The 24,934-nt window shown below is 41.0% G+C and carries 20 protein-coding genes and 2 tRNA genes; 15 read left to right on the forward strand and 7 right to left on the reverse strand.

Annotated features, from left to right (window positions below; all coding sequences use genetic code 11):
• Positions 1-8: 8 nt before the first annotated feature.
• Positions 9-2,840, reverse strand: coding sequence for an excinuclease ABC subunit UvrA (gene uvrA, locus H2677_RS00865; protein WP_004964883.1), 2,832 nt, complete (start codon positions 2,838-2,840; stop codon positions 9-11).
• Positions 2,841-3,206: 366 nt separating this feature from the next.
• Here uvrA and H2677_RS00870 point away from each other — a divergent pair, with 366 nt between their 5' ends.
• The 3 genes from H2677_RS00870 to H2677_RS00880 all read left to right on the forward strand — a co-directional run bounded on the left by H2677_RS00870 (position 3,207) and on the right by H2677_RS00880 (position 5,216).
• Positions 3,207-3,809 carry a TetR/AcrR family transcriptional regulator gene (locus H2677_RS00870; RefSeq protein ID WP_212638959.1) on the forward strand — a complete coding sequence of 201 codons (603 nt, stop codon included), beginning with the start codon at positions 3,207-3,209 and terminating at the stop codon, positions 3,807-3,809.
• A 3-nt stretch (positions 3,810-3,812) separates the two neighbouring features.
• On the forward strand, positions 3,813-4,790 hold the full coding sequence (locus H2677_RS00875) for a zinc-binding dehydrogenase (RefSeq protein ID WP_212638960.1): 978 nt from the start codon (positions 3,813-3,815) through the stop codon (positions 4,788-4,790).
• A gap of 72 nt (positions 4,791-4,862) precedes the next feature.
• Positions 4,863-5,216, forward strand: coding sequence for a DUF1304 domain-containing protein (locus H2677_RS00880; RefSeq protein WP_004951378.1), 354 nt, complete (start codon positions 4,863-4,865; stop codon positions 5,214-5,216).
• Positions 5,217-5,370: 154 nt separating this feature from the next.
• Here H2677_RS00880 and tenA read toward each other — a convergent pair whose 3' ends face one another.
• Complete coding sequence (gene tenA / locus H2677_RS00885; RefSeq protein WP_212638961.1) at positions 5,371-6,045, reverse strand: thiaminase II; 675 nt, start codon at positions 6,043-6,045, stop codon at positions 5,371-5,373.
• 174 nt (positions 6,046-6,219) lie between these two features.
• Between tenA and H2677_RS00890 the strand changes: the two genes are divergently transcribed.
• From H2677_RS00890 to H2677_RS00905, 4 genes are all read left to right on the forward strand, one after another.
• Complete coding sequence (locus tag H2677_RS00890; protein WP_004909842.1) at positions 6,220-7,302, forward strand: DUF475 domain-containing protein; 1,083 nt, start codon at positions 6,220-6,222, stop codon at positions 7,300-7,302.
• Between the two features lie 136 nt (positions 7,303-7,438).
• Positions 7,439-8,803 carry an MFS transporter gene (locus H2677_RS00895; RefSeq protein WP_005403380.1) on the forward strand — a complete coding sequence of 455 codons (1,365 nt, stop codon included), beginning with the start codon at positions 7,439-7,441 and terminating at the stop codon, positions 8,801-8,803.
• A gap of 52 nt (positions 8,804-8,855) precedes the next feature.
• The gene (ssb, locus tag H2677_RS00900) at positions 8,856-9,440 is read left to right on the forward strand and encodes a single-stranded DNA-binding protein (RefSeq protein WP_004909838.1); all 585 of its coding nucleotides are present in this window, start codon (positions 8,856-8,858) and stop codon (positions 9,438-9,440) included.
• 506 nt (positions 9,441-9,946) lie between these two features.
• The gene (locus H2677_RS00905; protein ID WP_212638962.1) at positions 9,947-11,389 is read left to right on the forward strand and encodes an amino acid permease; all 1,443 of its coding nucleotides are present in this window, start codon (positions 9,947-9,949) and stop codon (positions 11,387-11,389) included.
• Positions 11,390-11,461: 72 nt separating this feature from the next.
• Here H2677_RS00905 and pdxR read toward each other — a convergent pair whose 3' ends face one another.
• Positions 11,462-12,961 carry a MocR-like pyridoxine biosynthesis transcription factor PdxR gene (gene pdxR / locus H2677_RS00910; RefSeq protein WP_212638963.1) on the reverse strand — a complete coding sequence of 500 codons (1,500 nt, stop codon included), beginning with the start codon at positions 12,959-12,961 and terminating at the stop codon, positions 11,462-11,464.
• 154 nt (positions 12,962-13,115) lie between these two features.
• Between pdxR and gabT the strand changes: the two genes are divergently transcribed.
• The gene (gene gabT, locus H2677_RS00915) at positions 13,116-14,408 is read left to right on the forward strand and encodes a 4-aminobutyrate--2-oxoglutarate transaminase (RefSeq protein ID WP_212638964.1); all 1,293 of its coding nucleotides are present in this window, start codon (positions 13,116-13,118) and stop codon (positions 14,406-14,408) included.
• The gene (locus H2677_RS00920; protein WP_212638965.1) at positions 14,405-15,853 is read left to right on the forward strand and encodes an NAD-dependent succinate-semialdehyde dehydrogenase; all 1,449 of its coding nucleotides are present in this window, start codon (positions 14,405-14,407) and stop codon (positions 15,851-15,853) included. Before gabT ends, H2677_RS00920 begins: the two co-directional genes overlap by 4 nt.
• A 70-nt stretch (positions 15,854-15,923) precedes the next feature.
• Here the strand turns inward: H2677_RS00920 and H2677_RS00925 are convergent, their stop codons facing one another.
• Positions 15,924-16,850: a LysR substrate-binding domain-containing protein gene (locus H2677_RS00925; protein ID WP_099947903.1), complete on the reverse strand. Its 927-nt coding sequence runs from the start codon at positions 16,848-16,850 to the stop codon at positions 15,924-15,926.
• Between the two features lie 73 nt (positions 16,851-16,923).
• Positions 16,924-17,550 carry an isochorismate family cysteine hydrolase YcaC gene (ycaC, locus tag H2677_RS00930; protein ID WP_004909812.1) on the reverse strand — a complete coding sequence of 209 codons (627 nt, stop codon included), beginning with the start codon at positions 17,548-17,550 and terminating at the stop codon, positions 16,924-16,926.
• Between the two features lie 287 nt (positions 17,551-17,837).
• Between ycaC and H2677_RS00935 the strand changes: the two genes are divergently transcribed.
• The 4 genes from H2677_RS00935 to H2677_RS00950 all read left to right on the forward strand — a co-directional run bounded on the left by H2677_RS00935 (position 17,838) and on the right by H2677_RS00950 (position 21,688).
• Positions 17,838-18,698 (forward strand): pirin family protein, encoded by an 861-nt coding sequence (locus H2677_RS00935; RefSeq protein WP_212638966.1) that lies wholly within the window; start codon positions 17,838-17,840, stop codon positions 18,696-18,698.
• 431 nt (positions 18,699-19,129) lie between these two features.
• Positions 19,130-20,428, forward strand: a complete 1,299-nt coding sequence (locus tag H2677_RS00940) for an FAD-dependent oxidoreductase (RefSeq protein ID WP_039908722.1) — start codon at positions 19,130-19,132, stop codon at positions 20,426-20,428.
• Between the two features lie 2 nt (positions 20,429-20,430).
• Positions 20,431-21,261 carry an SAM-dependent methyltransferase gene (locus H2677_RS00945; RefSeq protein WP_212638967.1) on the forward strand — a complete coding sequence of 277 codons (831 nt, stop codon included), beginning with the start codon at positions 20,431-20,433 and terminating at the stop codon, positions 21,259-21,261.
• A 7-nt stretch (positions 21,262-21,268) separates the two neighbouring features.
• A complete protein-coding gene (locus H2677_RS00950; protein ID WP_004909804.1) occupies positions 21,269-21,688 on the forward strand; it encodes a GFA family protein in 420 nt (139 codons plus the stop codon).
• 4 nt (positions 21,689-21,692) lie between these two features.
• Here H2677_RS00950 and H2677_RS00955 read toward each other — a convergent pair.
• Positions 21,693-21,768, reverse strand: a tRNA-Thr gene (locus H2677_RS00955).
• A 385-nt stretch (positions 21,769-22,153) separates the two neighbouring features.
• Here H2677_RS00955 and H2677_RS00960 point away from each other — a divergent pair.
• Positions 22,154-22,426 (forward strand): hypothetical protein, encoded by a 273-nt coding sequence (locus H2677_RS00960; RefSeq protein WP_004951410.1) that lies wholly within the window; start codon positions 22,154-22,156, stop codon positions 22,424-22,426.
• Positions 22,427-22,741: 315 nt separating this feature from the next.
• Here the strand turns inward: H2677_RS00960 and H2677_RS00965 are convergent.
• Positions 22,742-22,832, reverse strand: a tRNA-Ser gene (locus H2677_RS00965).
• 123 nt (positions 22,833-22,955) lie between these two features.
• On the opposite strand from H2677_RS00965, the gene H2677_RS00970 reads away from it, so the two are divergent.
• Positions 22,956-24,833: a potassium transporter Kup gene (locus tag H2677_RS00970; RefSeq protein ID WP_004909798.1), complete on the forward strand. Its 1,878-nt coding sequence runs from the start codon at positions 22,956-22,958 to the stop codon at positions 24,831-24,833.
• The last annotated feature ends 101 nt before the right edge of the window (positions 24,834-24,934 follow it).

Consider the following 24,934-nt stretch of genomic DNA (forward strand, 5'->3'; position numbering starts at 1 on the left):
GTTGTATCTTATTTAAGCATCGGTTTTAAGAACTTACCTGTGTGTGAAATCTCAACTTCAGCAACTTGCTCAGGTGTGCCTTCAGCGATAATTTGACCACCACCAGAACCACCTTCAGGGCCAAGATCAATCACCCAATCGGCAGTTTTGATCACATCTAAATTATGCTCAATCACAACGATGGTATTACCCTTATTACGTAGCTCATGCAAGATATCGAGTAACTTGGCAATATCATGGAAATGTAAACCAGTGGTTGGCTCATCTAGGATATATAAGGTTTTACCCGTATCACGTTTTGCTAACTCACGCGCTAATTTCACGCGTTGAGCTTCACCACCTGAAAGGGTTGTTGCTGCCTGTCCCAAACGAATATAACCCAGTCCTACTTGAGTCAGTGTTTCTAGACGACGATGAATCACAGGAATTGCACTAAAGAATTCGGCTGCATCTTCTACCGTCATTTCTAACACATCAGAAATATTCTTACCTTTATAGCCTACTTCCAGTGTTTCACGATTATAACGCTTGCCATGACAGGCATCACAAGGCACATACATATCAGGCAGGAAATGCATCGCGACCTTGATCATGCCATCGCCTTCACATGCCTCACAGCGCCCGCCTTTTACGTTAAATGAGAAACGACCTGCGCTATAACCACGTGCTTTGGCTTCAGGGGTTTGCGCAAATAACTCACGAATTGGGGTAAATAACCCCGTGTAGGTAGCAGGGTTCGAACGTGGTGTACGACCAATTGGACTTTGGTCAATATCAACCACCTTATCCAAATGCTGTAAACCATCAATTGAATCAAACTTTTCTGCGGTAAGAGTGGTTGCACCATTGAGTTGAGTGGCTGCTAAAGGCAATAAAGTTCGATTAATTAAGGTTGACTTTCCTGAACCTGAAACGCCAGTGACACAGGTCATAATGCCTAAGGGAATGGTTAAATCAACATTCTTCAGATTATGTCCGCTTGCGCCTGAAAGCTTAATCACTTCATCAGGACGTGGTGATTGGGTACGTTGTTTTGGCACTGCAATTTTTAATTTGCCTGAAAGATACTGACCTGTAAGCGAATCGGCATGGTTCGCCAATTCGTCATAAGTTCCTTCAGCAATGATCGCACCACCGTGAATCCCTGCACCTGGTCCGATATCAATGATATGGTCCGCAGCGCGAATCGCATCTTCATCATGCTCAACGACTAGCACGGTGTTGCCCAAATCACGTAAACGAATGAGCGTTTGTAATAAGCGATCATTATCACGTTGGTGTAGACCAATCGATGGTTCATCAAGCACATACATCACACCCATCAAGCCTGCACCGATTTGCGAAGCGAGACGAATACGTTGTGCCTCACCCCCTGAAAGGGTTTCAGCCGAGCGTGCTAAGCTTAAATAATTGAGTCCAACACTCACCAAAAAGTGTAAACGCTCACGAATTTCTTTAAAAATTTTATCGGCGATTTCGCCTTTAGCCCCTTCAAGATTGAGGTCTTGATAATAACTTTCTGCATCACCAATCGACATCTTGGTGATTTCAGCAATGGTTTTGTCTTTAACACGAACATGACGCGAGATTTCATTGAGACGAGAACCACCACAGGCATCACAAGCGGCATTAGATAAGTATTGGGCTAAGTCATCTCGGACATAATTCGATTCCGTTTCACGATAGCGACGTTCCAAATGTGGCAAGATTCCTTCAAAAGGTTGCACACGATTATGTTTACGACCACGTTCATCAATATAACTGAGGTCGATTTTTTCTTTGCCTGTACCTTGTAAGAATTTCTTTTGTGTCTCTTTATCCAGTTGATTCCACGGGGTATCGAGTGGAATATCAAAATGATCTGCGACTTTTTGAAGCATCGTATAGTAATACGGACGCTGTCTGTCCCAACCACGAATTGCACCTTGGCTGATCGATACTTCTGGGTTTGGAATAAGTTTGTCGGCGCTGAAATGACTACGCGTCCCTAAACCATCGCAGACAGGGCAAGCACCAAAAGGATTGTTAAATGAGAACAAACGAGGCTCGAGTTCAGCAACCGCACGGTCACATTCAGGACAAGAGTGTTTCGCTGAAAAGACACGTTCTGGGTGTTCGCCATTCATCCACGATAAAATTGCAATATCGCCACCTAAACGTAAGGCAGTTTCAAAGGATTCAGCAATTCGATTGCCAAGATCATCGCGTACTTTGAAACGGTCGACGACGACTTCGATGGTATGTTTTTTCTTTTTGTCTAATTCAGGTGGGGTATCAATATCAATAATTTCGCCATCGACACGCGCACGCACAAAGCCTTGGCTTTGTAATTGTTCAAATAAGTTACTGTATTCGCCTTTGCGCTCACGAACCACAGGTGCGAGCAACATCAGTGCCGTACCTTCTTCAAGCGATTTTACTGCATCGACCATTTCCGAAACGGTTTGTGCGACCATCGGTAGGTCATGTTCTGGACAGTAGGGTGTACCCACACGCGCATAGAGCAGTCGTAAATAGTCATAAATTTCGGTAATTGTTCCGACAGTTGAACGCGGGTTATGACTCGTTGATTTTTGCTCGATCGCGATCGCAGGGGATAAACCTTCGATTGAATCAACTTCAGGTTTTTCCATTTGCGAAAGGAATTGTCGTGCATAAGCTGAAAGTGATTCAACATAACGACGCTGACCCTCAGCATATAAGGTATCAAATGCCAACGATGATTTCCCTGAACCTGAAAGCCCTGTGATCACCACAAATTTGTCACGTGGAATATCGAGTGACACATTCTTTAAATTATGGGTACGTGCGCCTCGAATACGGATATGACTTTGGCTCATGAAAACATCTCAATAATATGCAATAGAAGATCAAAAGACGTTGAACATTGATGGGGTGCATCATCAATTATTTAATTTGAATGTCTTGAGAGAAAGTTCAGTACCAATCAATTTAAAATAATTGCAGAGCAGCATCGTGCTGTTTAACAGGTCTTATATGATAGCGCCTTAAAATTGTTCAAGTGGTATAAAAATATTTAAAACGACAAATTGTGACGGTCAGACCACTTTTTCAAACATGATCAGTCTCAAACCGAGTTGTATTTTTATCATTCCTTTTCTCATTTTACTACTGTAAAGCTGTTGCTAAATAAAAATACATAACTTTACTAGATGACTGGTCTAATATTTATTTATAGTATGAACATGAAACGATCAATGAAAAGTGAAGCAACCCGAAAACACATCTTGGATACCAGTTTTGAATTGGTATTGCATAAAGGTTTTCTTGGGGTTGGCTTACAAGAAATTTTGAAAGCCTGTGACGTACCCAAAGGTTCGTTCTATCACTATTTTGCGTCTAAAGAGGCCTTTGGTTGTGCTTTATTAGAACAGTACATGGCTGACTATAAAGTACGTGTCGAGCAGCTGTGGCAGCACACTGAACAAAGTGCTTATGCACGTTTGATGGCATTGTGGCAGGCGTGGATTGACGATCCAATTTACGGCAGTTGGGCAGAAAACTGCTTAATTGTGAAACTCGCTGCTGAAGTCTCTGATTTATCAGAAGACATGCGACAGATTTTGAATTTAGGTGTGTATCGACTCACGCAACGCATAGCGCTGCTATTACAAGAAGGGCAGCAGCAAGGTTCGATTCCAACACATCTTGACCCATTTAAAACAGCTCAAGTGATGTATCAGCTTTGGTTAGGTGCAGCATTGATGACCAAATTGGCACAAGACAAAGCACCATTGCATCTCGCTTTGGAAACCACGAAACAGCTGTTACAACCGATACAGGAATAAATCATGCAAAGTATTATCCATCATCAATTTGGCGAACCCGTAGATGTTTTAGAAGTAGCGGATATGCCTCAACCAGAGCCTAAAGCAGGTGAAGTGCGTATCAAGACCATTATGTCTCCAATCCATAATCATGATGTATGGACGGTGAGGGGAAGTTATGGCTATAAGCCAACTTTACCTGCAATTGGTGGCAGTGAAGCGGTAGGTATCGTCGATGCTGTAGGTGAAGGTGTCGATGAAAGTAAATTGGGGCAACGGGTTGCAGTTGCTGGCGTACATGGCAGTTGGGCAGAATATTTTATTGCCCCTGCGCAAAGTATCATTCCTTTAAATGATGCGATTGATGATGAAACAGCAGCTCAATTGATTGGTATGCCGATTAGTGCATTGATGTTATTGGACTTTGTAAATGTTCAAGCAGGTCAATGGCTGATTCAGAACACAGCGAATGGTGCGGTGGGTAAAACCGTTGCCATGATCGCTCAAGCGCGTGGTTTGCAAGTGATTAATCTCGTGCGTCGTACCGATGCGATTGCTGAAATGCGGGCTTTAGGTATTCAACATGTAGTTGCGACTGATCAGGCGGATTGGAAGCAACAAGTGAAAGCCATTCATGCTGATCAGCCATTAATTGCAGGCGTGGATTCAATTGGTGGAGCGGCGAGTGGTGAAATGCTGAATCTACTGAGTGAAAATAGCTTATTAGTTTCATTTGGCAGCATGACGGGTGAAACCATGCAGATTTCATCGGGTGATTTGATTTTCAAACAGGCTACAGTGAAAGGCTTTTGGGCAAGTATAGTCAATAAAGAAATGCCAGCAGAGCGTAAAAAGGCATTATTTGTTGAGCTACTTACACTTGCGACCCAGAAAAAACTGGTTCTACCTGTAGAAGGCGTTTTCAGTTTTGATGACATTAAAACTGCTGCACTGAAAGCGACTCAGGGAGCACGTCAGGGTAAAGTGTTGTTAAAAGCTTAATTTTGAAAATTGCATGACCAGTCGTGAGGCTGGTCTACTGATATTGAGTCATACAATAAAAAGGAAAATGAGATGATCGGACAACTGCTCGTAGGACTAATTGCTGTCTTGCATGTTTATATCTTAGTATTGGAAATGTTTTTATGGGATAAACCAGCAGGTTTAAAAGCATTTGCGAATACTCCTGAAAAAGCCCAGCTCACCAAAGTTTTAGCGCAAAACCAAGGTCTTTATAATGGTTTTCTTGCAGCAGGCTTATTCTGGTCGTTAATTGCACCTGAAACCTATGCGGTGGCTTTGGCGAATTTCTTTTTAGGTTGTGTATTGATTGCAGGTATTTATGGTGGTTTGACGGCGAGCAAAAAAATTATTTATATCCAATCTGTACCCGCATTGATCGCCTTAATTGCCGTTAACTTTTTTTAAGTAATAAAGGTATTCACTCGATCTGATTTGTGTTTTAATGCAGCCAGTTTGAGATGAGCCTCATACAGTATATCGGACGATACGATATACGACTAAGCCCCTTTATGGGGCTTTTTTATGTCTAAGAGAATGTCGTGTTTAATTATTTATAGGATTAAGCGTGATCTAGCCCTAACCATTGGCGTTGCTGATAAGCGCTATCCCAAAATAACCACTCTAGCTTTGCACCCATCGTATATGCTGCGTGCATTTTTGCTAAAGTATCTTCATCGCAACGCGCTGCTACTTTATCAATCGTTGCAATCACATTACTTACCGCTGTATTAAATTCTTCACCTGCATAGGTATCAATCCATGCTTGGTAACGGTTTTTGTCAGCGGATTGGTGAATAATTGATTTCCCGACTTCTGCATAAATCCAAAAACATGGAAGCAATGCCGCTAAAATCACAGGATAACTTTCTGACCAAGCTGTAGCCGTTAGAAAAGATGTGTAGTGATGACAGGCAAGGGTGAGCGGGGTATTTTCAAACTCAGTTTTGCTGATGGAAAACTCTTGCATGAAATCACTGTGCAGACTACGTTCAACGATGATTGCAATTTTTGCAGCTTCAGAAAATTGAATCACATCATCCGCTTCATAAGCTTTAGCAGCAGCAACTGCGAGCGCACGACCATAAGCCAATAGATAATGTGCATCTTGAATCACATAATGACAAAAGACTTGAGGGTCCAATGTTCCTGCTGCAAGTTCTTGGTTGAATGGAAGTGCGAGGATTTTTTGATAAAGGTCGATGTTGCGCTGCCAGACATCCTGAGAAAAAGTCATAAATTGAACCTGTAAAAACAATAAGTCTAAGATTTTATTCAAACTATATCAGAACTTAGCTTTGATTGTATTTGATCTCAAAATAAGTCCAACAATCTTTTCTGTCTTTCGGTCAAAACTCGCCTACAATAGTCACATTTTTCTACCCAAACGATTTCGAATAAAAGGTTGCTCATGAAGCATTTTCGTTTCTCAATTTTCTTTACAGTAGTGTGTTTAGCACTATCTGCTTACTGGGGCTATACGCATGGCCCAGAAGCAGGTATTGCAACAATGCTGAAAGCATTAACTATTACTGCAATTTTGGCAGTGATGGAAGTCTCTCTCTCTTTTGATAACGCCGTGGTCAACGCATCAGTACTCCGTAATTGGGATCATTTCTGGAAAATGATCTTCTTAACGGTGGGTATTTTAATTGCCGTATTTGGTATGCGCTTGGTTTTTCCTGTCGTGATTGTTGCTGTCACAGCAGATATGGGCATGATGGAAGTCGTGAAATTGGCACTTAACGATCCGAAGTCTTATTCAGCTCGTTTGATGGAACATCATGCAGAAATTGCAGCCTTTGGTGGTACTTTCTTATTGATGGTGTTCTTGAATTTCTTCTTCGACGATGAAAAGGAAACTCATTGGTTCCGTTGGATCGAATCTAAACTCTCACATCTTGCAAGTGTTCCTGCGATGTCTGTTTTCATTGCTTTGGTTGCGATGTTAATCATGGCGGCGAATGTTGAGGAAAGCAAACGTCTGGTAGTGACGATGGCTGGAATCTGGGGGATTGTGGTTTATATCGGTGTGCAAGTTCTCAGTCATTTATTGGGTGGTGAACCTGAAATTGATGAACACGGTAATGCCGTAATGCATGATGGTAATGGGGCTGCATCAGGTGTTGTCAAAGCAGGTTTTGGTGGTTTCTTATATCTTGAAGTCCTAGATGCATCGTTCAGTTTTGATGGTGTTATTGGCGCATTTGCGATTACCAGTGATGTTGTGATCATTATGTTGGGTCTTGCGATTGGTGCGATCTTCGTCCGTTCGATGACGATCTATCTGGTTGAGAAAGGCACTTTAGATGCTTACATCTTCCTTGAACATGGTGCGCACTATGCGATTGGTGCATTGGCATTCATTATGATTGCTAGTGGTACAGGTTTACATGTACCTGAAGTGGTGACTGGTTTGATCGGTGTCGCATTTATTGTTTGGGCGGTAATTGCCTCGATCCAATACAGTAAACGACAGAAGCTGAGCTCTTAAGATTAGTTTCAGTTTGATCACTTAAGATCTTTTAAAGGGACGGTAACGTCCCTTTTTTATTTATTCGATTGTTATTTTTTCAACGCTTTAAAAGGAATAGCTTATAATCCTTTGAGCCAGTTTTAGTGTCTAGTCAATGATGAATGCTTTAGAACGTCGTTCAACCTTTGCCTTAAGTAGCATTTTTGCCTTACGCATGTTGGGCTTGTTCATGATTATTCCTGTTTTTTCAGTTGCAGGGCAATCATATCAATACGCAACACCTGCTTTGATCGGTTTAGCTGTCGGGGTGTATGGCTTAACGCAGGCGATCTTACAGATTCCTTTTAGCTTGTTGGCAGATCGTTTTAGTCGTAAGCCACTGGTTGTTCTCGGACTGCTATTGTTTGCGATTGGCGGTGCGATAGCAGGGTTTTCCGAGACGATCTATGGTGTAATCATCGGTCGTGCGATTGCGGGTGCAGGTGCTGTTTCGGCAGTTGTGATGGCATTGTTGGCAGATGTAACCCGTGAAGAGCAACGAACGAAAGCAATGGCAGCCATGGGTATGAGTATTGGCTTGTCTTTTGTGGTGGCATTTAGTTTAGGGCCGTGGCTGACGAGTTTAGTCGGAATCTCAGGTTTATTTTTTGTCACGACCATCATGGGATTAGCTGCGATCTTAATGTTGTTATTGGTGCCAAAAGTCACTCGCCATCATCGAAATTTTCAACAAGGTTATTGGGCTCAACTAAAACAAGTGATTCAAATGGGCGATCTAAATCGCTTGCATGTGTCAGTGTTCTCATTGCATTTATTGCTCACTGCAATGTTTATTTACATCCCTTCGCAATTAATCGACTACGCACAAATTCCTTTAGCAAAACATGGTTTGATTTACTTGCCCTTGTTATTGGTGAGTTTGTTTTTTGCATTTCCGAGCATCATCATTGCGGAAAAGTACCGCAAGATGCGTGGGATTTTTCTATCTGCAATCGCAGGTATTATTGGGGGCTTGTTAATTCTCATTTTTGGTTATGAATCGAAATATGTGTTGCTAACAGGCTTAGGAATTTTCTTTATTGCCTTCAATGTTATGGAAGCTTTATTGCCTTCTTGGTTATCGAAGGTCGCTCCGATTCAGTCCAAAGCCACTGCGATGGGTGTCAATGCAAGTAGTCAGTTTTTAGGTGCTTTTTTTGGTGGAACATTAGGCGGTCAGCTTTTGATGTTACAGAATACGGCGCTTGGCTGGAGTGTGTTAACGGGGATTGCTATACTATGGCTGCTGGTTAGTTTTGGGTTGTCTCAACCAAGATATTTGTCTTCAATCGTGCTTCGACTACCTGAAGCGCAACAAACAGATGAATGGTCTTCAAAATTACTGGCAATTCGTGGTATTGAAGAAGTCGTGGTGATGTCTGAGCAACAAGTTGCTTATATTAAGGTCGATAAACAACATCTAGATGATGCTGCGCGACAAGATTTAACGCACTTGTTGGGTAAAGAGGTAGCCATTTAAGCATAACTCTTATAAAGTAAAACATAGAAATAGATAGGACGTAGACAAGCTAATGCGTGGTGTGAATAAAGTTATTTTAGTCGGTACTTTGGGTAAAGATCCTGAGACAAAAACCTTTCCAAATGGTGGATCACTGACACAATTTTCGATTGCAACAAGTGAATCGTGGACAGATAAAAATACAGGCGAACGAAAAGAACAAACAGAATGGCATCGTATCGTATTGCATAACCGTCTAGGTGAAATTGCACAGCAATACTTACGTAAAGGTTCGAAAGTTTATATCGAAGGTTCATTGCGTACGCGCCAATGGACAGACCAAAATGGTCAAGAGCGTTACAGCACCGAAATTCGTGGTGACCAAATGCAAATGCTCGATTCTCGTCAGCAAGGTGGTGAGCATCAAGCGGGTAATGATTTTAACCAACCGCGTTTTAACAACAATCAAGGCGGTGGCTACCAAAACACAGGCTATAACAACAACCAAAATGGTTATGGTCAAGGTGGCGGTTTTGGTGGTGGAAATCAGGGCAATTATGCAGGCAGTCCGCAAGCAGGTAATGGTTTTAATACACCAAAAGCCGCACCTCAACCTGCTGCGGCTCCAGCTGACTTAGATGATGATTTACCGTTCTAATCGGTTAAATGAAATAAAAAACCTCTTTTCCTGATCCGAAAAGAGGTTTTTTTATGGAGATTTATTGAAACTAGAAGCCAAGTTTAAATGGAGCTGAATCGAAGTTTGGGGTCTAGACAAATTTATATTTCGATTCAGATTTTATTTTTAGAAAGGATTTTAAAGAAGGGGTTGATATATTAAATGACTGATTTATTTTAATTAATTTTAGGTTGTATTTTTTAATTTGATGATGTTTCCTTTCAATTTTGTTTAAAAAACTCTCCGAGATTGAGCATTATTTTTACAATTGGCTCTCTCTGTTATTCTAAAAATGGCTCTCGTTTCTTAAGAGCCGAAACGACAAATTAAAGCCATAGAAAGTATGCATGCGGAAGCGTCGTTTTTAATCCTTATTCCATTCTGGACGGAATAGGTTGAACGACACAGTTTTTAGGAGGTATTTGCGGCATGGTGTATGTGATGCCAAAAGCCACTAATACCTTCAATATATTAAGGAAAATGATATGGCAGCACATCAAAATGGTTCTGAAGCCAATCTCTCCCAAGGTCTAAAACATGGGCTACAGTCACGCCACCTCACGATGATTTCAATTGCAGGTGTGATCGGTGGTTCTTTATTTGTCGGTTCAGGCAGTATTATTTACAACACAGGACCAGTGGTCTTTCTAACCTATGCCTTAGGTGGTTTACTGGTTTGGTTCATCATGCGTATGTTGGGTGAAATGGCGGTGTTAAACCCAGACAGCGGTTCATTTTCAACTTATGCTGACCGTGCAATTGGTCGATGGGCAGGCTTTTCAATCGGATGGTTGTATTGGTGTACCTTGGCGATGTTGATGGGGTGGGAAGCCTATGTCGCAGGTAAAATTCTGAATAGTTGGTTCCCCTTTATCCCGATTTGGGCTTATATGGTCTTGGTCATCGGCGGATTAGTTGCAGTCAACTTACAAAACGTCAAAAACTATGGTGAGTTTGAGTTTTGGTTTGCTTTGATCAAAGTCATTGCGATCGTGGTGTTTTTGGTGATCGGTAGCTTAGCGATCATGCATTTATGGCCGTGGGGTGATGCGTCTGCTTCTGGGGTCAGTAATCTAACCGCTCAAGGTTTTATGCCAAATGGCGCATCGTCAGTGATTACGGCATTACTTGGAGTTATGTTTGCCTATATTGGAGCTGAAATTGTCACGGTTGCAGCGGCTGAATCAGAAAATCCATCGAAAGAAATTCGTAAAGCCTCAAATTCAGTGGTTTGGCGAATTGTATTATTTTACGTCGGTTCAATGTTTGTCGCGGTTTGTTTGATTCCACATAATAACGAGTTATTAAAAGACTCAACTTGGGGAACTTATAGTGTAACTTTAACGGCACTCGGTATTCCAGAAGCACGTCATATCGTGAATTTCGTGGTGCTGACTTCAGTATGTAGCTGTTTTAACTCAGCATTGTATACCTGTTCACGTATGCTATTTTCATTATCAAAACGTGGTGATGCACCGAAAAGTTTTGGTTCTGTAAATAGTAAGAGCAGTCCTTGGGTTGGGGTGATTGTGTCATGCTTTTTCTCGGTAATTGCTGTGATTTTAACGGCTACCGAAAGTATGAATGTATATGACTTTTTCATGTTAACTACAGGTGCAGCAACACTATATGTGTATTTAACCATTGCTTATTCTCAGCTTCGTATGCGTAAAAAGCTTGAAGCAGAGGGCACAAAAATTGAATTTAAAATGTGGTTATTCCCTTATATCACTTATCTCGTGATATTTGCCATTATCGGTGCAATTCTCACCATGTTAATAGAGGGAACCTATTTTAAAGAAGTCATTTACACCACAGCGCTCTTTGGCATTATCGTGTTCTTTGGTTTTGTCTCGCAAAAATTGCGTTGGGGTGAAGAGCGTCGAGCATCTCACCTGAGCCAAGTGCATGAAGAAAAATTGGTCTAAGTTCGTTTAAAAGTAAAAAGAGCCTCAAATCATGAGGCTCTTTTTTTTAGATGCGACAATCGTAAAACAACATCAATTGAGCGTGGGAACACCTGCTTCTCGTAAGCATTGCAATAACACACCAAAAGCCATCACCATATCTTTTTCATTAACACAGGCGAAGCCCATCAACAGTCCACGTTCAGCGAGAGCATGTGATTGCATGTAATATTGAGACAAAGGGCGAACTTTCACGCCTCGTTCTAGGGCTTTACTGGTAATCGCGACATCATCGCAATCATTTGGTAATTTGAGGACCAAATGTAAGCCTGCGGCTTCATCATATTCATGTAGAAATTCAGTACCTAGATAGCGTTTGATCAAACTGACCAGATAATCCCGGCGTTTGCCATACAGTAGGCGCATACGTCGAATGTGCGCTTCATAATGACCTTCACGAATAAATTCAGCGAGTGCTTTTTGTTCAAGTAAATGCCCACCACGATATAGTTCTGCTGCCACGATTCTTAAAGATGAGAACAAGGGTTTAGGTACAACGAGATATCCAATTCTGAGTGATGGATAAATGGTTTTACTGAAGGTACCCATGTAGAGCACAGGGGCATTATTTTCTAAACCCTGCAAAGAGGGATAAGGGTGTCCTGAGAATCTAAATTCACTGTCATAATCATCTTCTACGATCCAACTGTTGTGTTGACGAGCAATTTGAATCAATTCTTTACGTCGATTTACACTGAGATGAGAGCCTAAAGGGTATTGATGAGAAGGGGTAACAAAGATCAGTTTAGGCGGTTGAGTTGGATTGTTTTCAGGAATAATACCTTCTGCATCGACGGGCATAGGTTGAATATCCAAGCCATTGATCCTGAGAGTGTTACGCATTCCCCAATATGCAGGATCTTCAATCCAAACACGATCACCAATGTCACTCAGCGCACGAGAAACTAAGTCAATCGCTTGATGAATGCCTTCGGTGATAATGATTTGATCTGCATCACATTGCACGGAGCGGGCGACTTTTAAGTAATCTGCCAAAGCACTCCGAAGTTCAATACATCCCCCAGCATTGCTATAAATCAGGCGATTCACATCAGGTTCACGACTTAAACGTGCTTGAATCCGACTAAAAATATGATGTGGAAACTCAGTGACATCAGGTGCCCCAGGTACAAAAGCTCCCCATTGATGTGGTGATGCAGCAGCATAGCCCAATAAGTTTGAGCCACGTTGTGATAGTACATATGAACTTTGGATAGTAGGGAGTTCAGGTTTTTTCTTTTTATTTTTAGTGTTTAAGAAACTTTCAGGGAGTTTTTCTGCGACCCAAGTTCCATGTCCTGTACGTGCTTCTAAATATCCTTCTGCTTGTAACTGCTCATAAGCACTCAGCACAGTGTTTCGAGAGACATGAATTTCACTGGCTAAATCACGTGACGCAGGTAAGCGCGTCATCGGTTGAATGACGCCTTCTATGATTGCACCACGTAGACATCGAAAAAGGCGTTGATGTAGTTTTCCCTCCGTGTCTTGTTGGAGCCTTTGCAGCAAATGATCTCCAAGTAAACTACGCAATTGGCTCTCTCCTACAGTTTAAAAATGGCTCTCGTCTCTTGCCTTGAGACGAGCGAAATTACAGCTATAGGCAGTCATTGTATCGCATCCTAAAAATCGACCCCTAGGATGTACGACCAAAGCTGTAACTGATGATGAGATATGAGGGAATAAAATGGATACTCAACATTCTGCACTGAATACACGCAAACAGCAAGCAACGCCACGTGGTGTCGGTGTGATGTGTCAGTGGTATGCAGAAAAAGCTGAAAATGCAACCATTTGGGACAAGGAAGGCAAGCAATATATCGATTTTGCGGGTGGTATTGCAGTACTCAATACAGGCCATCGTCATCCGAAAGTGATCGCGGCTGTCACAGAGCAACTGACTAAATTTACCCATACGGCTTATCAAGTGACACCTTATGAAAGTTATGTTGCTTTGGCTGAACGCATTAATCAGCGCGCGCCGATCGCAGGTGCAGCGAAAACAGCATTTTTCACTACAGGTGCAGAAGCAGTTGAAAATGCAGTGAAGATTGCACGTTCATATACAGGTCGTCACGGCATCATTACTTTTGGTAATGGTTTCCATGGTCGCTCATTTATGACTATGGCAATGACAGGTAAAACAGCACCATATAAACGTGACTTTGGTGTGATGCCAGCAGGTGTATTCCATGCGCGTTATCCTGTGCCAGAAAAAGGTATTTCAGTTGCAGCAGCGATTGAAAGTGTTGAAGATATTTTTAGCGAAGATATTGCCCCACATGACGTCGCGGCAATTGTGCTTGAACCTGTACAAGGTGAAGGCGGTTTCAACGTTGTACCTACCGAATTCTTAAAACGCTTACGTGCTTTGTGTGATAAGCACGGTATTTTATTGGTCGCTGATGAAGTGCAATCTGGTTTTGCGCGCACAGGCAAATTATTTGCCATGAATCATTATGAAACCAAAGCAGATTTGATTACGATGGCGAAAAGCTTGGGTGGTGGTTTCCCAATCTCAGGTGTAGTGGGACGTGCAGAAGTGATGGATGCACCAAACCCAGGCGGTTTGGGTGGCACCTATGCAGGTAGCCCAATTGCAGTTGCTGCTGCTCATGCGGTGATTGATGCAATCGAAGAAGAAAACTTATGTGATCGTGCCAATGAGCTAGGTACAGAGTTGGTTACTGTTTTAAAAGAAATTCAAGAAACTTCAGGCGATGTTGTTACACAAATTCGTGCTTTGGGTTCAATGGTCGCTGCCGAGCTAGAAACAGCTGAACAAGCAAAAGCAGTACAAAGTTATGCAATGGAACATGGTTTATTGATTCTCACTTGTGGTAAATACGGTAATGTCATTCGTTTCCTATATCCGTTAACCATTCCTGCTGAGCAATTCCGTCAAGGTCTCGATATTTTAAAACAAGGTTTTGCAGCATTAACAGCAGACAGTGCACAAGCAGTGGAGCAATCTGCATGATTCAAAACAATTTGCAGTATTTATTACAGCACCCCGATATTTCATTAGCTGCACCTGCGGCTCATAACGATATCGAAGTGAAAGATGCTGCGACAGGTGAAACACTGGCATGGGTGAAAAGTTATGACCGTGCTGGTGTTGAAGCCGCGATTCAGCGTTCAGCCCAAGCCCAAGCTGCATGGAAAAAGCAAACTGCTTTAGTTCGTGCCGATGTGCTTTTGGCATGGTATCAGTTGATGCTTGAGCATAAAGAAAATCTTGCACAGATTTTAACTGCCGAACAAGGTAAACCGTTGGCTGAAGCTCGTGGTGAAATTGGTTATGCCGCTTCATTCATCCGTTGGTTTGCTGAGCAAGCTCGTCGTATTGATGGTGAAGTGTTAACGCCAACATTGCCAAATCAACGTTTACTTGTCATTAAACAAGCTATCGGGGTGACTGCTGCGATAACGCCGTGGAATTTCCCTGCGGCGATGATCACACGTAAAGCTGCACCAGCAATTGCGGCGGGTTGTTCGATGTTGGTCAAACCTGCTGAACAAACACCTTTGACTGCATATGCACTGGAAGTGTTAGCTCTCAAAGCAGGTTTGCCTGCCGATATCTTGTTAAATATCAGTGGTGATGCGATTGAAGTTGGCAAAACACTGTGCGAGAGCGATATTGTACGTAAGTTGAGCTTTACAGGTTCAACCCAAGTGGGGCGCATTTTAATGCAGCAATGTGCGCCGACGATTAAGAAGTTATCGCTCGAATTGGGTGGTAATGCACCTGTGTTGGTGTTTGATGATGCCAATCTCGATCAAGCCGTTCAGGGCATTATGGCGAGTAAATATCGCAATAGTGGTCAAACTTGCGTATGTGCGAATCGAATTTATGTACAAGATGGTATCTACGATGCTTTGGCAGATCGGTTAGTCGAAGCTGTGGCTAAGCTGCAAGTCGGTGATGGTCGTCAGGAAACATCAACGCAAGGTCCATTGATTGATGAAGATGCGATTGCCAAAGTCCAGTCACATATTGCTGATGCGACTGCAAAAGGCGCGACAATACGTATTGGTGGTCAGCGTTCAGCACTCGGTGGCACTTTCTTTGAACCGACGGTACTGACCAACGTCACTCAAGACATGAGAGTATCTAAAGAAGAGACCTTTGGTCCACTGGCGCCGTTATTCCGTTTCAAAACTGAAGACGAAGCCGTAGCCATGGCAAATGATACGGAATTTGGTTTGGCCGCTTATGTGTTTACTCAAAGCGCAGCTCGTCAATGGCGTGTTGGTGAGGCACTTGAATATGGCATGGTTGGAATTAACACAGGAGCAATTTCAAATGAAGTTGCGCCATTTGGTGGAGTTAAACAATCAGGCTTAGGTCGTGAAGGTTCAAAATTCGGCATTGAGGAATATCTCGAAATGAAATACCTCTGTGTGGATTTATCTGAGTAAATCTTGGATAACTGAACACTCAAACGTGTTCGATAAAACGGTCATGCCCATTCATGACCGTTTTTTTTGATTAAGCTGAAAGATAACCTTTGTGGCTCTCAGGCAAACGTCTTAAATGTTCAATCAAGGTTTCGATCAGGCGTTCGACGACAAGGCGTTGTCCTTTTCGAGATACATAGACCAATTGCAAGGTGCCAATATTAGATTTCCATTCAGGCATCAAATGAATCAGTTTACCTTTGCGAATGTCGGATTCCACAGTTAAAAATGGTAGGTCAGCGATACCTAAACCATCTGCTACAGCATAATACACACCGGCCAAATCATTACTCTTGATTCGCGGTTGATAGGGAACATCCATCGTTTCCCCTGTGCGAGTATTGCAAAAATGCCAAATATAATTTGCTTTTTGGGTGCCTAAGCTAATGCTTGGATAATCTTTAAGATCAGAAAAATGGTTGATACTGCGACCTTGGAGTAACTCAGGGGAGGCAACTAGACAATGATCTGTTTTAATGACATCTCGAACAATTAAATTAGAATCTTCATTTGGTTCAAAATTGGTTCGAATCGCGAGATCAATATCATCATGTAAAATATCCACTCGTCGACTAGTAAGCTCAAGTGATATTTCTACTTTAGGATAGGTTTTTAAAAATTGATTGAGGATTTTGCGAATTTGGAAATGCATCATTAACGGCGGACAGCTAATTTTAACTAAGCCTTGTGGCTCGCTTTTTTGTTTGAGTAAGACATTTTCCGCACACTCAACTTGAGTGATGACTTTACAGCACTCTTCATAAAATTCTTGACCTAATTCGGTCACTTTAAAATGTCGAGTTGTACGCTGAATGAGGCTGACATTAAATTTATTTTCTAGGTCAATGATACGGCGGCTGAGCTTTGATTTACTGATATTTTCTGCTTCACTTGCAGCACTAAACCCACCATGTTTTACCACTAGATAGAAATAATAATAATCATCAAATGAGTTCATCAAGGCAGATCAAATCCTATAACTATTCAGTTGAGAATAGCATGAACTATTCTCAACTGATGGGGCAGGTCAATTATTTTTGATTAGTGTTTTGATTATAGCTGTTGATCAAATTACGATAATCTGGAATGTGGTTTGAGAATAATGTTCCCAATCCTTCAATATCATTACGCCAGTCACGATGTAACTCACACGCCATACCAAACCATGTCATTAATTGAGCACCCGCTTTAGACATACGATCCCATGCCGCATCACGAGTCAACTCATTAAATGTACCTGAAGCATCGGTAATTACAAAAACTTCAAATTCTTCAGCAAGTGCTGATAGTGTTGGGAAAGCCACACAAACTTCAGTCACAACACCCGCAATAATCAATTGTTTTTTGCCAGTTGCTTTAACCGCTTTAACGAAGTCTTCATTGTCCCATGCATTAATCTGACCTGGACGCGCAATATAAGGCGCATCGGGGAACATTTCTTTAAGTTCAGGAACGAGGGGACCATTTGGACCATTTTCAAAACTTGTTGTTAGGATTGTCGGTAAATTAAAATATTTCGCAGCATCTGCAAGTGCCAACACATTATTTTTAAATTTGTCAGGATCGATATCGCGAACTAATGACAATAAGCCTGTTTGATGATCGACCAATAACACAGCCGCATTATTCTTATCTAAACGAATATAGTCTTGGCTCATGATTTTATCCTCAAGTTGTTTTAGGTTGATTTTGAAATAAAGGCTTCGATTGAAGCTTGAAATTAAAATTATGCTATTGGAAATTTTCTAGGTTCAGAAGTCTGAAAAATGAGACAAACAATACTATAAATAGGATTATTTAAGTCTCATCCTAATTTATACTCTGTGACCAAGTTATTTGTCCTATTTATGAAATAATGTGTTGCTGTCCTGTGCCTATAAGTCTGTCTCTGTGAGGCGTAGAATAATCATCAAGATCGCAACTTCTACACTTTAGGAGTAAAAAGATGAAAACGATTACAGGTATTTATCAAAATAAACATATGCATTGGGTGGGTGATGGTTTCCCAGTGTACAACTTATTTTCTTATGATCGCTTAGGGCAAACAATCAGTCCTTTTTTACTGTTGGACTACGCAGCACCTTATCGCTTTGAACCAACTACAGCTCAGCATGGCGTGGGTACACATCCACACCGTGGATTCGAAACTGTAACAATAGCTTATCAGGGTGAAGTGACACACAAAGACTCAGCAGGTGGCGGCGGTACGATCAAAACTGGTGATGTACAGTGGATGACTGCTGGCGGTGGAATTCTGCATCAAGAGTTTCATTCTCCTGATTTTGCCCAGCAAGGTGGTTTGTTTGAAATGGTGCAACTATGGGTCAATTTACCTGCACACTCAAAAATGACACCTGCAAAGTATCAAGCGATTGAATCTAGCAAGATTCAGAAAATCGCATTAGATGATGTGGGCAGCGAGTTACGTGTGATTGCGGGCGAATACCAAGACCTTGCAGGTGCAGCAACAACATTTAGTCCAGTCAATGTTTGGGATGGTCAATTGATCGAAGGTCAAAGCCATACGTTCTATGTGCCTGAAGGACACACCACATTATTTGTGTTGTTGTCAGGTCAGGTTGTATTGAGTGATCAAACCATTGATTCTCCAAGTTTAGTCGTGTTAAGCCGTGAAGAGATTGATTTTGCCGTTCAAGCAACTCAGAACAGTAAATTCTTGATCTTAACTGGTCAACCTTTGAATGAACCAATCGAAGGGTATGGTCCATTTGTAATGAACAACAAGGCGGAAATCGTTGATGCAATTAATGATTTTAATCGTGGTAAGTTTGGAATAATGAATTAAGTTTAACCAAACATTGATTCATATAAGAAAGCCCATAACTCCTTTGACGTTATGGGCTTTCGGCTATAAGGTTCCTCTATTGATTATTTTAATGTTATGTCACTTATAATTATGCAGTTTATTATGTGACTCAGTTTTCATTGTTGTGTAATCAGAATAGCCCCATTTTTGTGACTTGCAAAGGGGGATCAGCGTGAAAAATGGAAAAATAAAGAACGATCTGTATATTTTTATTATTCATTTAACAATAAAATTAATTTATTCATAAGCTTACGATTAAAAAATCAGCTGTGCTAAAATGTAACAATACATGAAGACATTATTACGACAAAAGTATGGCTTAAATGCTGAATCTGGTATTTTTTAATACGGCATTTGGGTTAACTATCAGTCATAATCAAGAAAAATCATCAACTGATGGGACAAAAATTTTGGATATTGCAATTATTGGCAGTGGAATGGCAGGACTCGCTGCCGCCAGAATCCTACATGATGCAGGGCACAAAGTAACCATATTCGAAGCACTCGCTGGACGAGGTATGGACAGCCACAGTATCGAATTCGATGGTGGTATTATTGATGCACCCTTACGCGTGATGAATCCTAAACTTTGGAAGAATACTTTAAGTTTAGCCAGTCACTTAGGAATAGAAACATTTCCAGTGCGCACGTTTATGGCGTGTAGTTGGTTGTTTGAAGACAAAACAGACACATGGTTGACCACTTCGCGCAGTCGAATTGGTAACTTTCCGATTATTAATAACCGCAAAGGCATTCAGCAATATGGCTGGCGTCTCGTAAAAGGGATGTTGCAACTCAAAACTGCGGTTAATCAATTTTTCAAATCAGATAATCAAGACATCACCTTAGCTGAATTCATGAATCAATATCATATTGAAGAAGTATTTTGGCATGGTACGGTGATGCCAGTACTGTACACCATTTGTACATGCCATCCTAAAACCATTGGTGAATGGCCAGCTAAACCATTACTTGAATTTGTACGTCAATTGACGGAAGGCGAAGCACTACTACGAATGAAAGGTGGAACACCTGCTTTGGTGAATCGTTTAATCGAAGGGATTGAAATTCATAGTGGTGCGCCCGTTCAGAAGGTTGAAGAGCACGGCGATAAAGTATTGGTCGACAATGGACAAGGTGAAAGCAAAGCTTTTGACCGTGTTGTGATTGCAACGCCGACACCTGTGATTGAGAATTTCTTAAAGCAGCCTCAATTTGCTGATGACATCGACATATTGAAAAAGTTCAGATTTGAAGATGGTGATTTGGTGATTCATACCGATCCTGTCGTCATGCCAGCACGTCGTAAAGATTGGGCTGTATTGAGCTATATGATGGATCGTAAATTTACCCGCCAACAATTTACAGTTTGGATTAATGCAGTTGAACCATCTTTAGTGGGAAAAAATGCAGTGTTCCAAACTTGGTGTCCAGTCATTGACATCGATCCAAAGAAAATTATTTCTAAGGTTAAATTGACACGAGCAGTGGTTGATTTAGAAACTGTTGCTTTGAATAAAGAGATTCAACAACGTCATCTACAACAGAATCGCAAGGTATTTTATTGTGGTTCTTGGTCATGTGATGGCTTGCCAATTTTAGAATCAGCAGTGACTTCTGCGATGCATATTGCAGAAATTTTAGGTGCCCCAGTTCCATTTGTTGGACTTAAACCACAAGTTAAAGTTGCACCTGAACTCGGTTACTAAATATGAAGCGCTTCAAGCAAGCATGGATTGAAAGCCTGATCGGGCATAAATATGCCATAGATGCAAAACGACTTGGTGATGAATCTAGGCTTGCTTGGAGTAATTTAGGATATTGGCAACAGCAACAGCAACAGGATTATCCCTTAGCATGTCAAACGCTAGCAGATCAAATCGCTGAGACGGTTCAGCTTAAAGGCTCCGATCTTGTTTTAGATCTCGGATGTGGGCAAGGTGCAAGTTTATTGCATTGGATTGAGCAGTATCATGTTCGTCAACTCAGTGCAGTGGAGCTGCAAGCTGAATGTGTCAAACGAATTCAACATGAGTTACCGCAGGTTGAAATTTATTGCCAATCCTTTTTAGATTTACAGCAACCCGTTATTTTAAATTCATTTGATGTGGTGCTGTGTTTGGATGCCGCTTATCACAGTGATTTGAATTCATTTCTTCGATCAGCATCATCAGTTTTAAATTCAAAAGGACGAATTGCTTTTCATTATTTAATGTGGTCTGACCGTTGGCAAAACTGTTCTCAACTCCAAAAGCAACAATACCGTTATTTATTAAAGGCTGCGGATGTTAATGATTTAAACCTCCAAACAGAGTCAAAATTGCGTCTAAACTTGCTAGAAAATGGTCTAGATGACATCATTATTCAAGATTTTTCAGAACCCGTTTTAAACGGTTTTTCAAATTTTATAAAAAATAAAACCGCAATAAAAAAACAGTTTGATTTTGCTCAACTTAAGATTGAGATGACTGCCAAGTTGTGTGCAAAGCTCTACCATGATGGATTGGTGCGGTATATTCAGGTGAGTGCAGTCAAAAAGTGAAAATAATATGCCAGTCTTATATTCAGGATCATGCTTATGTGGTGCGGTCAGTTATCAAGCTAGTGTAGAGCCACATTATCAATTTAATTGTCATTGTCGAGATTGTCAGAAAGCAACAGGTGCTGCATATGCGCCGATTGCATTTTTTCATCAATCAGAACTCAATATTCAGGGTGAACTTCATTATTTTGAATCATTTGGTGCATCTGGGAAGCCAATTCGACGTGCATTTTGCCCGACATGTGGCTCGCAAATGTTTGGGTTACCAGAAATAGTACCAGATATGATTTCGATTCGTGCAGGAACTTTGGATGATCCAAATTTGTATCAACCGCAAGCAGAAATTTTTGTGAGTCATGCAAATCAGTGGGATATGTTAAATCCAGAGCTTTTGCATTTTGAGAAAATGATGAGGAAGAAAAAGTAGAAAATGGTGCCGGCACACGGATTCGAACTGTGGACCTACTGATTACAAGTCAGTTGCTCTACCAACTGAGCTATGCCGGCAACGTGGCGAGAATTATAGATAATCCGTAGAAAAAAACAAGCGAAAAAATGAGCAAATAATTCGATTTATCCCCACTAAAAATTTTTATATCAAATTTTGATCAATTTTTGCTTGTTTGAAAGTGAGAAGTATAGGAAGAGCTGCTAAAACTGCAAAAGTACTTGCCCCGATTCAGAACTATATGAGAGGGATGCCCTAGAAAATATTTATAAATATTAGGAGTGACACTTTATGCCATAACACGAGAAATGTGGTTTTTTTGTGTCAAAAATTAAAACTAAATATATAACAAATATATAAAAAATCATTTTTCCATTGAATTTTTTTTGCTTTCTATGTATTGATATGAATTAAGCATTTCTGCATTTAAATTAGGGATAGTTCATGATTGATGTGCAATATTCCGAAAATGTCTCAATTCTTCAATTATCTGATACTGCTTTTGTATTGAAGATCAATGATGCGAAGGTATATCACTTTTTATTGACACACTGTGAGCGAGAATTGGGTTGGGGGAAAATGATTCAAACTTCTCAATCATTTTTAAATGGTGAGATTGAATATCAAATTAATCTTGCGGAAATGGATGTTGAGCACTTTGGGCGAGAGTTTTTTATGTTAGAGCCTGAGTTATTGGACAACATTTCGAAAAATTAAAGCCACAGATACGACTGATTTGTTGAAGTATCAATATTTATCTTGAATAAAAATACATACTTTTTGGTTTTGCCATCTCATCCCCAAGAGGTGGCTTTTTTTATGGTTATTTTGCGACTTGATGTACTCTGAATCGTCTGGGATTTGTATAAAAAATTAAGGAATAAAATTTATATGAATTACTCTATCTCAATTCGTATCGCAACTAACTCAGGATTTAATAGGATATATTGGAAAACATAAGGCAATAAAAAAAGCTTAAACCCTTTAGATTTAAGCTTTTAGAACTCTATGAGACATCATAGAAACTAAATTTGGCGGTGAGAGAGGGATTCGAACCCTCGAAACGCTATAAACGTTTACACACTTTCCAGGCGTGCTCCTTCAGCCACTCGGACACCTCACCAATGGGGTGCGATAGTAACTAAAAAAAAGCAGGCTGCCAAGTTGTAGCGAAACAGATTTGCAGAAAAACTTCTTGTCTAATGATAATATTGCGTTAAGTCACGTTTTATATTGAAGACAATATATGCAAAGTACTGCAAAAAAAGCAGCGTTGCCAGCCACGGCATTAGCAGCACTAGGGGTAGTCTTTGGAGACATTGGAACAAGTCCACTGTATGCATTGAAAGAGTCATTTCATGCTGCACATGGACTCGGGATTCAGCCTGAAAATGTATTAGGGATCCTGTCCATTATCTTCTGGTGTTTGATGCTCATTATTAGTATCAAATACATCGCTATTGTTATGCGAGCAGACAATAATGGTGAAGGTGGAATCATGGCTTTACTGGCCTTGAATTTGCGCAAAGCCAAAATATCAGATACTAAAAAAATTTACTTGATTGCAATTGGGTTTATTGGCGCATCACTCTTTTTTGGTGATGGCATTATCACACCTGCGATTTCAGTACTTTCCGCAGTGGAAGGCTTATCCATCGCAACAGATGTACTCGATCCTTTTATTGTACCGATTGCAATTGTGATCGTTACGACCTTGTTTTTGATGCAAAAACATGGAACAGCTTTTGTCGGGAAATTTTTTGGTCCAATTACCTTACTTTGGTTTTTGTCATTAGGTATTCTCGGAATTGTCAGTGTCATACAGACACCTGTGGTTTTGGGTATGGTGAGTCCGCATTGGGCAATTCAATTTATTTTTACTCATCCTTTACAGTCCTTTTTCATTATGGGAGCTGTAGTCCTTACCGTGACAGGTGGTGAGGCTTTATATGCGGATATGGGACATTTTGGTCCTCGTCCAATCCGCTTTGGTTGGTTCACCGTCGTTTTACCATGCTTGGTGCTAAATTACGCGGGTCAAGGTGCGTTGCTACTTCGTAACCCTGCTGCGATCGAAAATCCATTTTATTTATTGGTGCCGAGTTGGGCCTTATATCCAATGATTATCTTGGCAACTATGGCAGCGGTGATTGCATCACAAGCGGTCATTTCAGGGGTGTTTTCCCTTGCACGTCAGGCGATTCAATTGGGATATCTGCCACGTTTAAGTATTAAACATACATCAGATTCAGAAGAAGGTCAGATTTATGTCCCATTCCTGAATTGGTTGCTTCTCGTCGCGATTGTAATTTTAATCTTAATCTTTAAGACCAGCTCAAACCTTGCAAGTGCTTATGGTTTAGCTGTGACCTTAACGATGTTGTGTGACACCATTCTGGTTGCGATCTTTATTTTCTATGCATGGAAATGGAGTCTGCCTAAAGTATTGCTTTTAATTATTCCATTTTTCTTTTTGGAATCTGTACTCGTTGCTGCTGCTTCATTAAAAATGTTCTCTGGTGGTTGGGTTCCTTTACTCATCGGTAGTATCGCGGTCATGATTTTAATGACTTGGAAGCGTGGTCGAGAGTTGACCTTTGCTAAACTTGAACACGATACTTTATCTTTGGATTTATTCGTCCGAAGTCTGGGGGATAATGTCCATCGTGTGCCTGGCGATGCAGTATTTTTGACAGGTACGCCGAATGTTGTACCTCATGCGATGTTGCATAATATTAAGCACAACAAAGTATTGCATGAGCGAAATATTCTAGTCACGGTTGTGATTGAGGATGTTCCTTTTGTTCCTCAAGAGGAGCGGGTTCAAGTCGAAACACTAAATGAGCATTTCTATCGCATTAAAATCTTCTATGGATTTAAAGATGAGCCAAATGTTCCACGTGCATTAATGCAAGCATATGAGCAATTAGAATTTGAATATGACTTGATGCAGATTAGTTTCTTCATTTCACGTGATCGTATCGTGCACAGTGTTGGTGATGGAATGTCTCCGTGGCGTGAACGCTTATTTATCTCAATGCAACGGAATACCAGCCCTGTTAGTGATTTTTATCAAATTCCGACTAACCGTGTCGTCGAGTTAGGTAGTCAAATCGAAATTTAAGAACTGGTTTTAAAAAAGGCACGTTCGCGTGCCTTTTTTATTGTCTGCTGATCAATTGTACAGTTTTGCGACATAAATTGTCGTTCATGCTCGGAACGCAA

The sequence above is a fragment of the Acinetobacter junii genome (assembly GCF_018336855.1).
GTDB classification, from domain to species: Bacteria; Pseudomonadota; Gammaproteobacteria; order Pseudomonadales; family Moraxellaceae; genus Acinetobacter; species Acinetobacter junii.

Coding starts and splice junctions, on each gene's coding strand:
- H2677_RS00870 (WP_212638959.1), top strand. CDS start 3,207: ATGAAACGATCAATGAAAAGTGAAGCAACCCGAAAACACATCTTGGAT.
- H2677_RS00945 (WP_212638967.1), top strand. CDS start 20,431: ATGAAGCGCTTCAAGCAAGCATGGATTGAAAGCCTGATCGGGCATAAA.
- uvrA (WP_004964883.1), bottom strand. CDS start 2,840: ATGAGCCAAAGTCATATCCGTATTCGAGGCGCACGTACCCATAATTTA.
- ssb (WP_004909838.1), top strand. CDS start 8,856: ATGCGTGGTGTGAATAAAGTTATTTTAGTCGGTACTTTGGGTAAAGAT.
- gabT (WP_212638964.1), top strand. CDS start 13,116: ATGGATACTCAACATTCTGCACTGAATACACGCAAACAGCAAGCAACG.
- tenA (WP_212638961.1), bottom strand. CDS start 6,045: ATGACTTTTTCTCAGGATGTCTGGCAGCGCAACATCGACCTTTATCAA.
- H2677_RS00920 (WP_212638965.1), top strand. CDS start 14,405: ATGATTCAAAACAATTTGCAGTATTTATTACAGCACCCCGATATTTCA.
- H2677_RS00890 (WP_004909842.1), top strand. CDS start 6,220: ATGAAGCATTTTCGTTTCTCAATTTTCTTTACAGTAGTGTGTTTAGCA.
- H2677_RS00925 (WP_099947903.1), bottom strand. CDS start 16,850: ATGAACTCATTTGATGATTATTATTATTTCTATCTAGTGGTAAAACAT.
- H2677_RS00880 (WP_004951378.1), top strand. CDS start 4,863: ATGATCGGACAACTGCTCGTAGGACTAATTGCTGTCTTGCATGTTTAT.
- H2677_RS00970 (WP_004909798.1), top strand. CDS start 22,956: ATGCAAAGTACTGCAAAAAAAGCAGCGTTGCCAGCCACGGCATTAGCA.
- H2677_RS00960 (WP_004951410.1), top strand. CDS start 22,154: ATGATTGATGTGCAATATTCCGAAAATGTCTCAATTCTTCAATTATCT.
- ycaC (WP_004909812.1), bottom strand. CDS start 17,550: ATGAGCCAAGACTATATTCGTTTAGATAAGAATAATGCGGCTGTGTTA.
- H2677_RS00950 (WP_004909804.1), top strand. CDS start 21,269: ATGCCAGTCTTATATTCAGGATCATGCTTATGTGGTGCGGTCAGTTAT.
- H2677_RS00895 (WP_005403380.1), top strand. CDS start 7,439: ATGATGAATGCTTTAGAACGTCGTTCAACCTTTGCCTTAAGTAGCATT.
- H2677_RS00875 (WP_212638960.1), top strand. CDS start 3,813: ATGCAAAGTATTATCCATCATCAATTTGGCGAACCCGTAGATGTTTTA.
- H2677_RS00905 (WP_212638962.1), top strand. CDS start 9,947: ATGGCAGCACATCAAAATGGTTCTGAAGCCAATCTCTCCCAAGGTCTA.
- H2677_RS00935 (WP_212638966.1), top strand. CDS start 17,838: ATGAAAACGATTACAGGTATTTATCAAAATAAACATATGCATTGGGTG.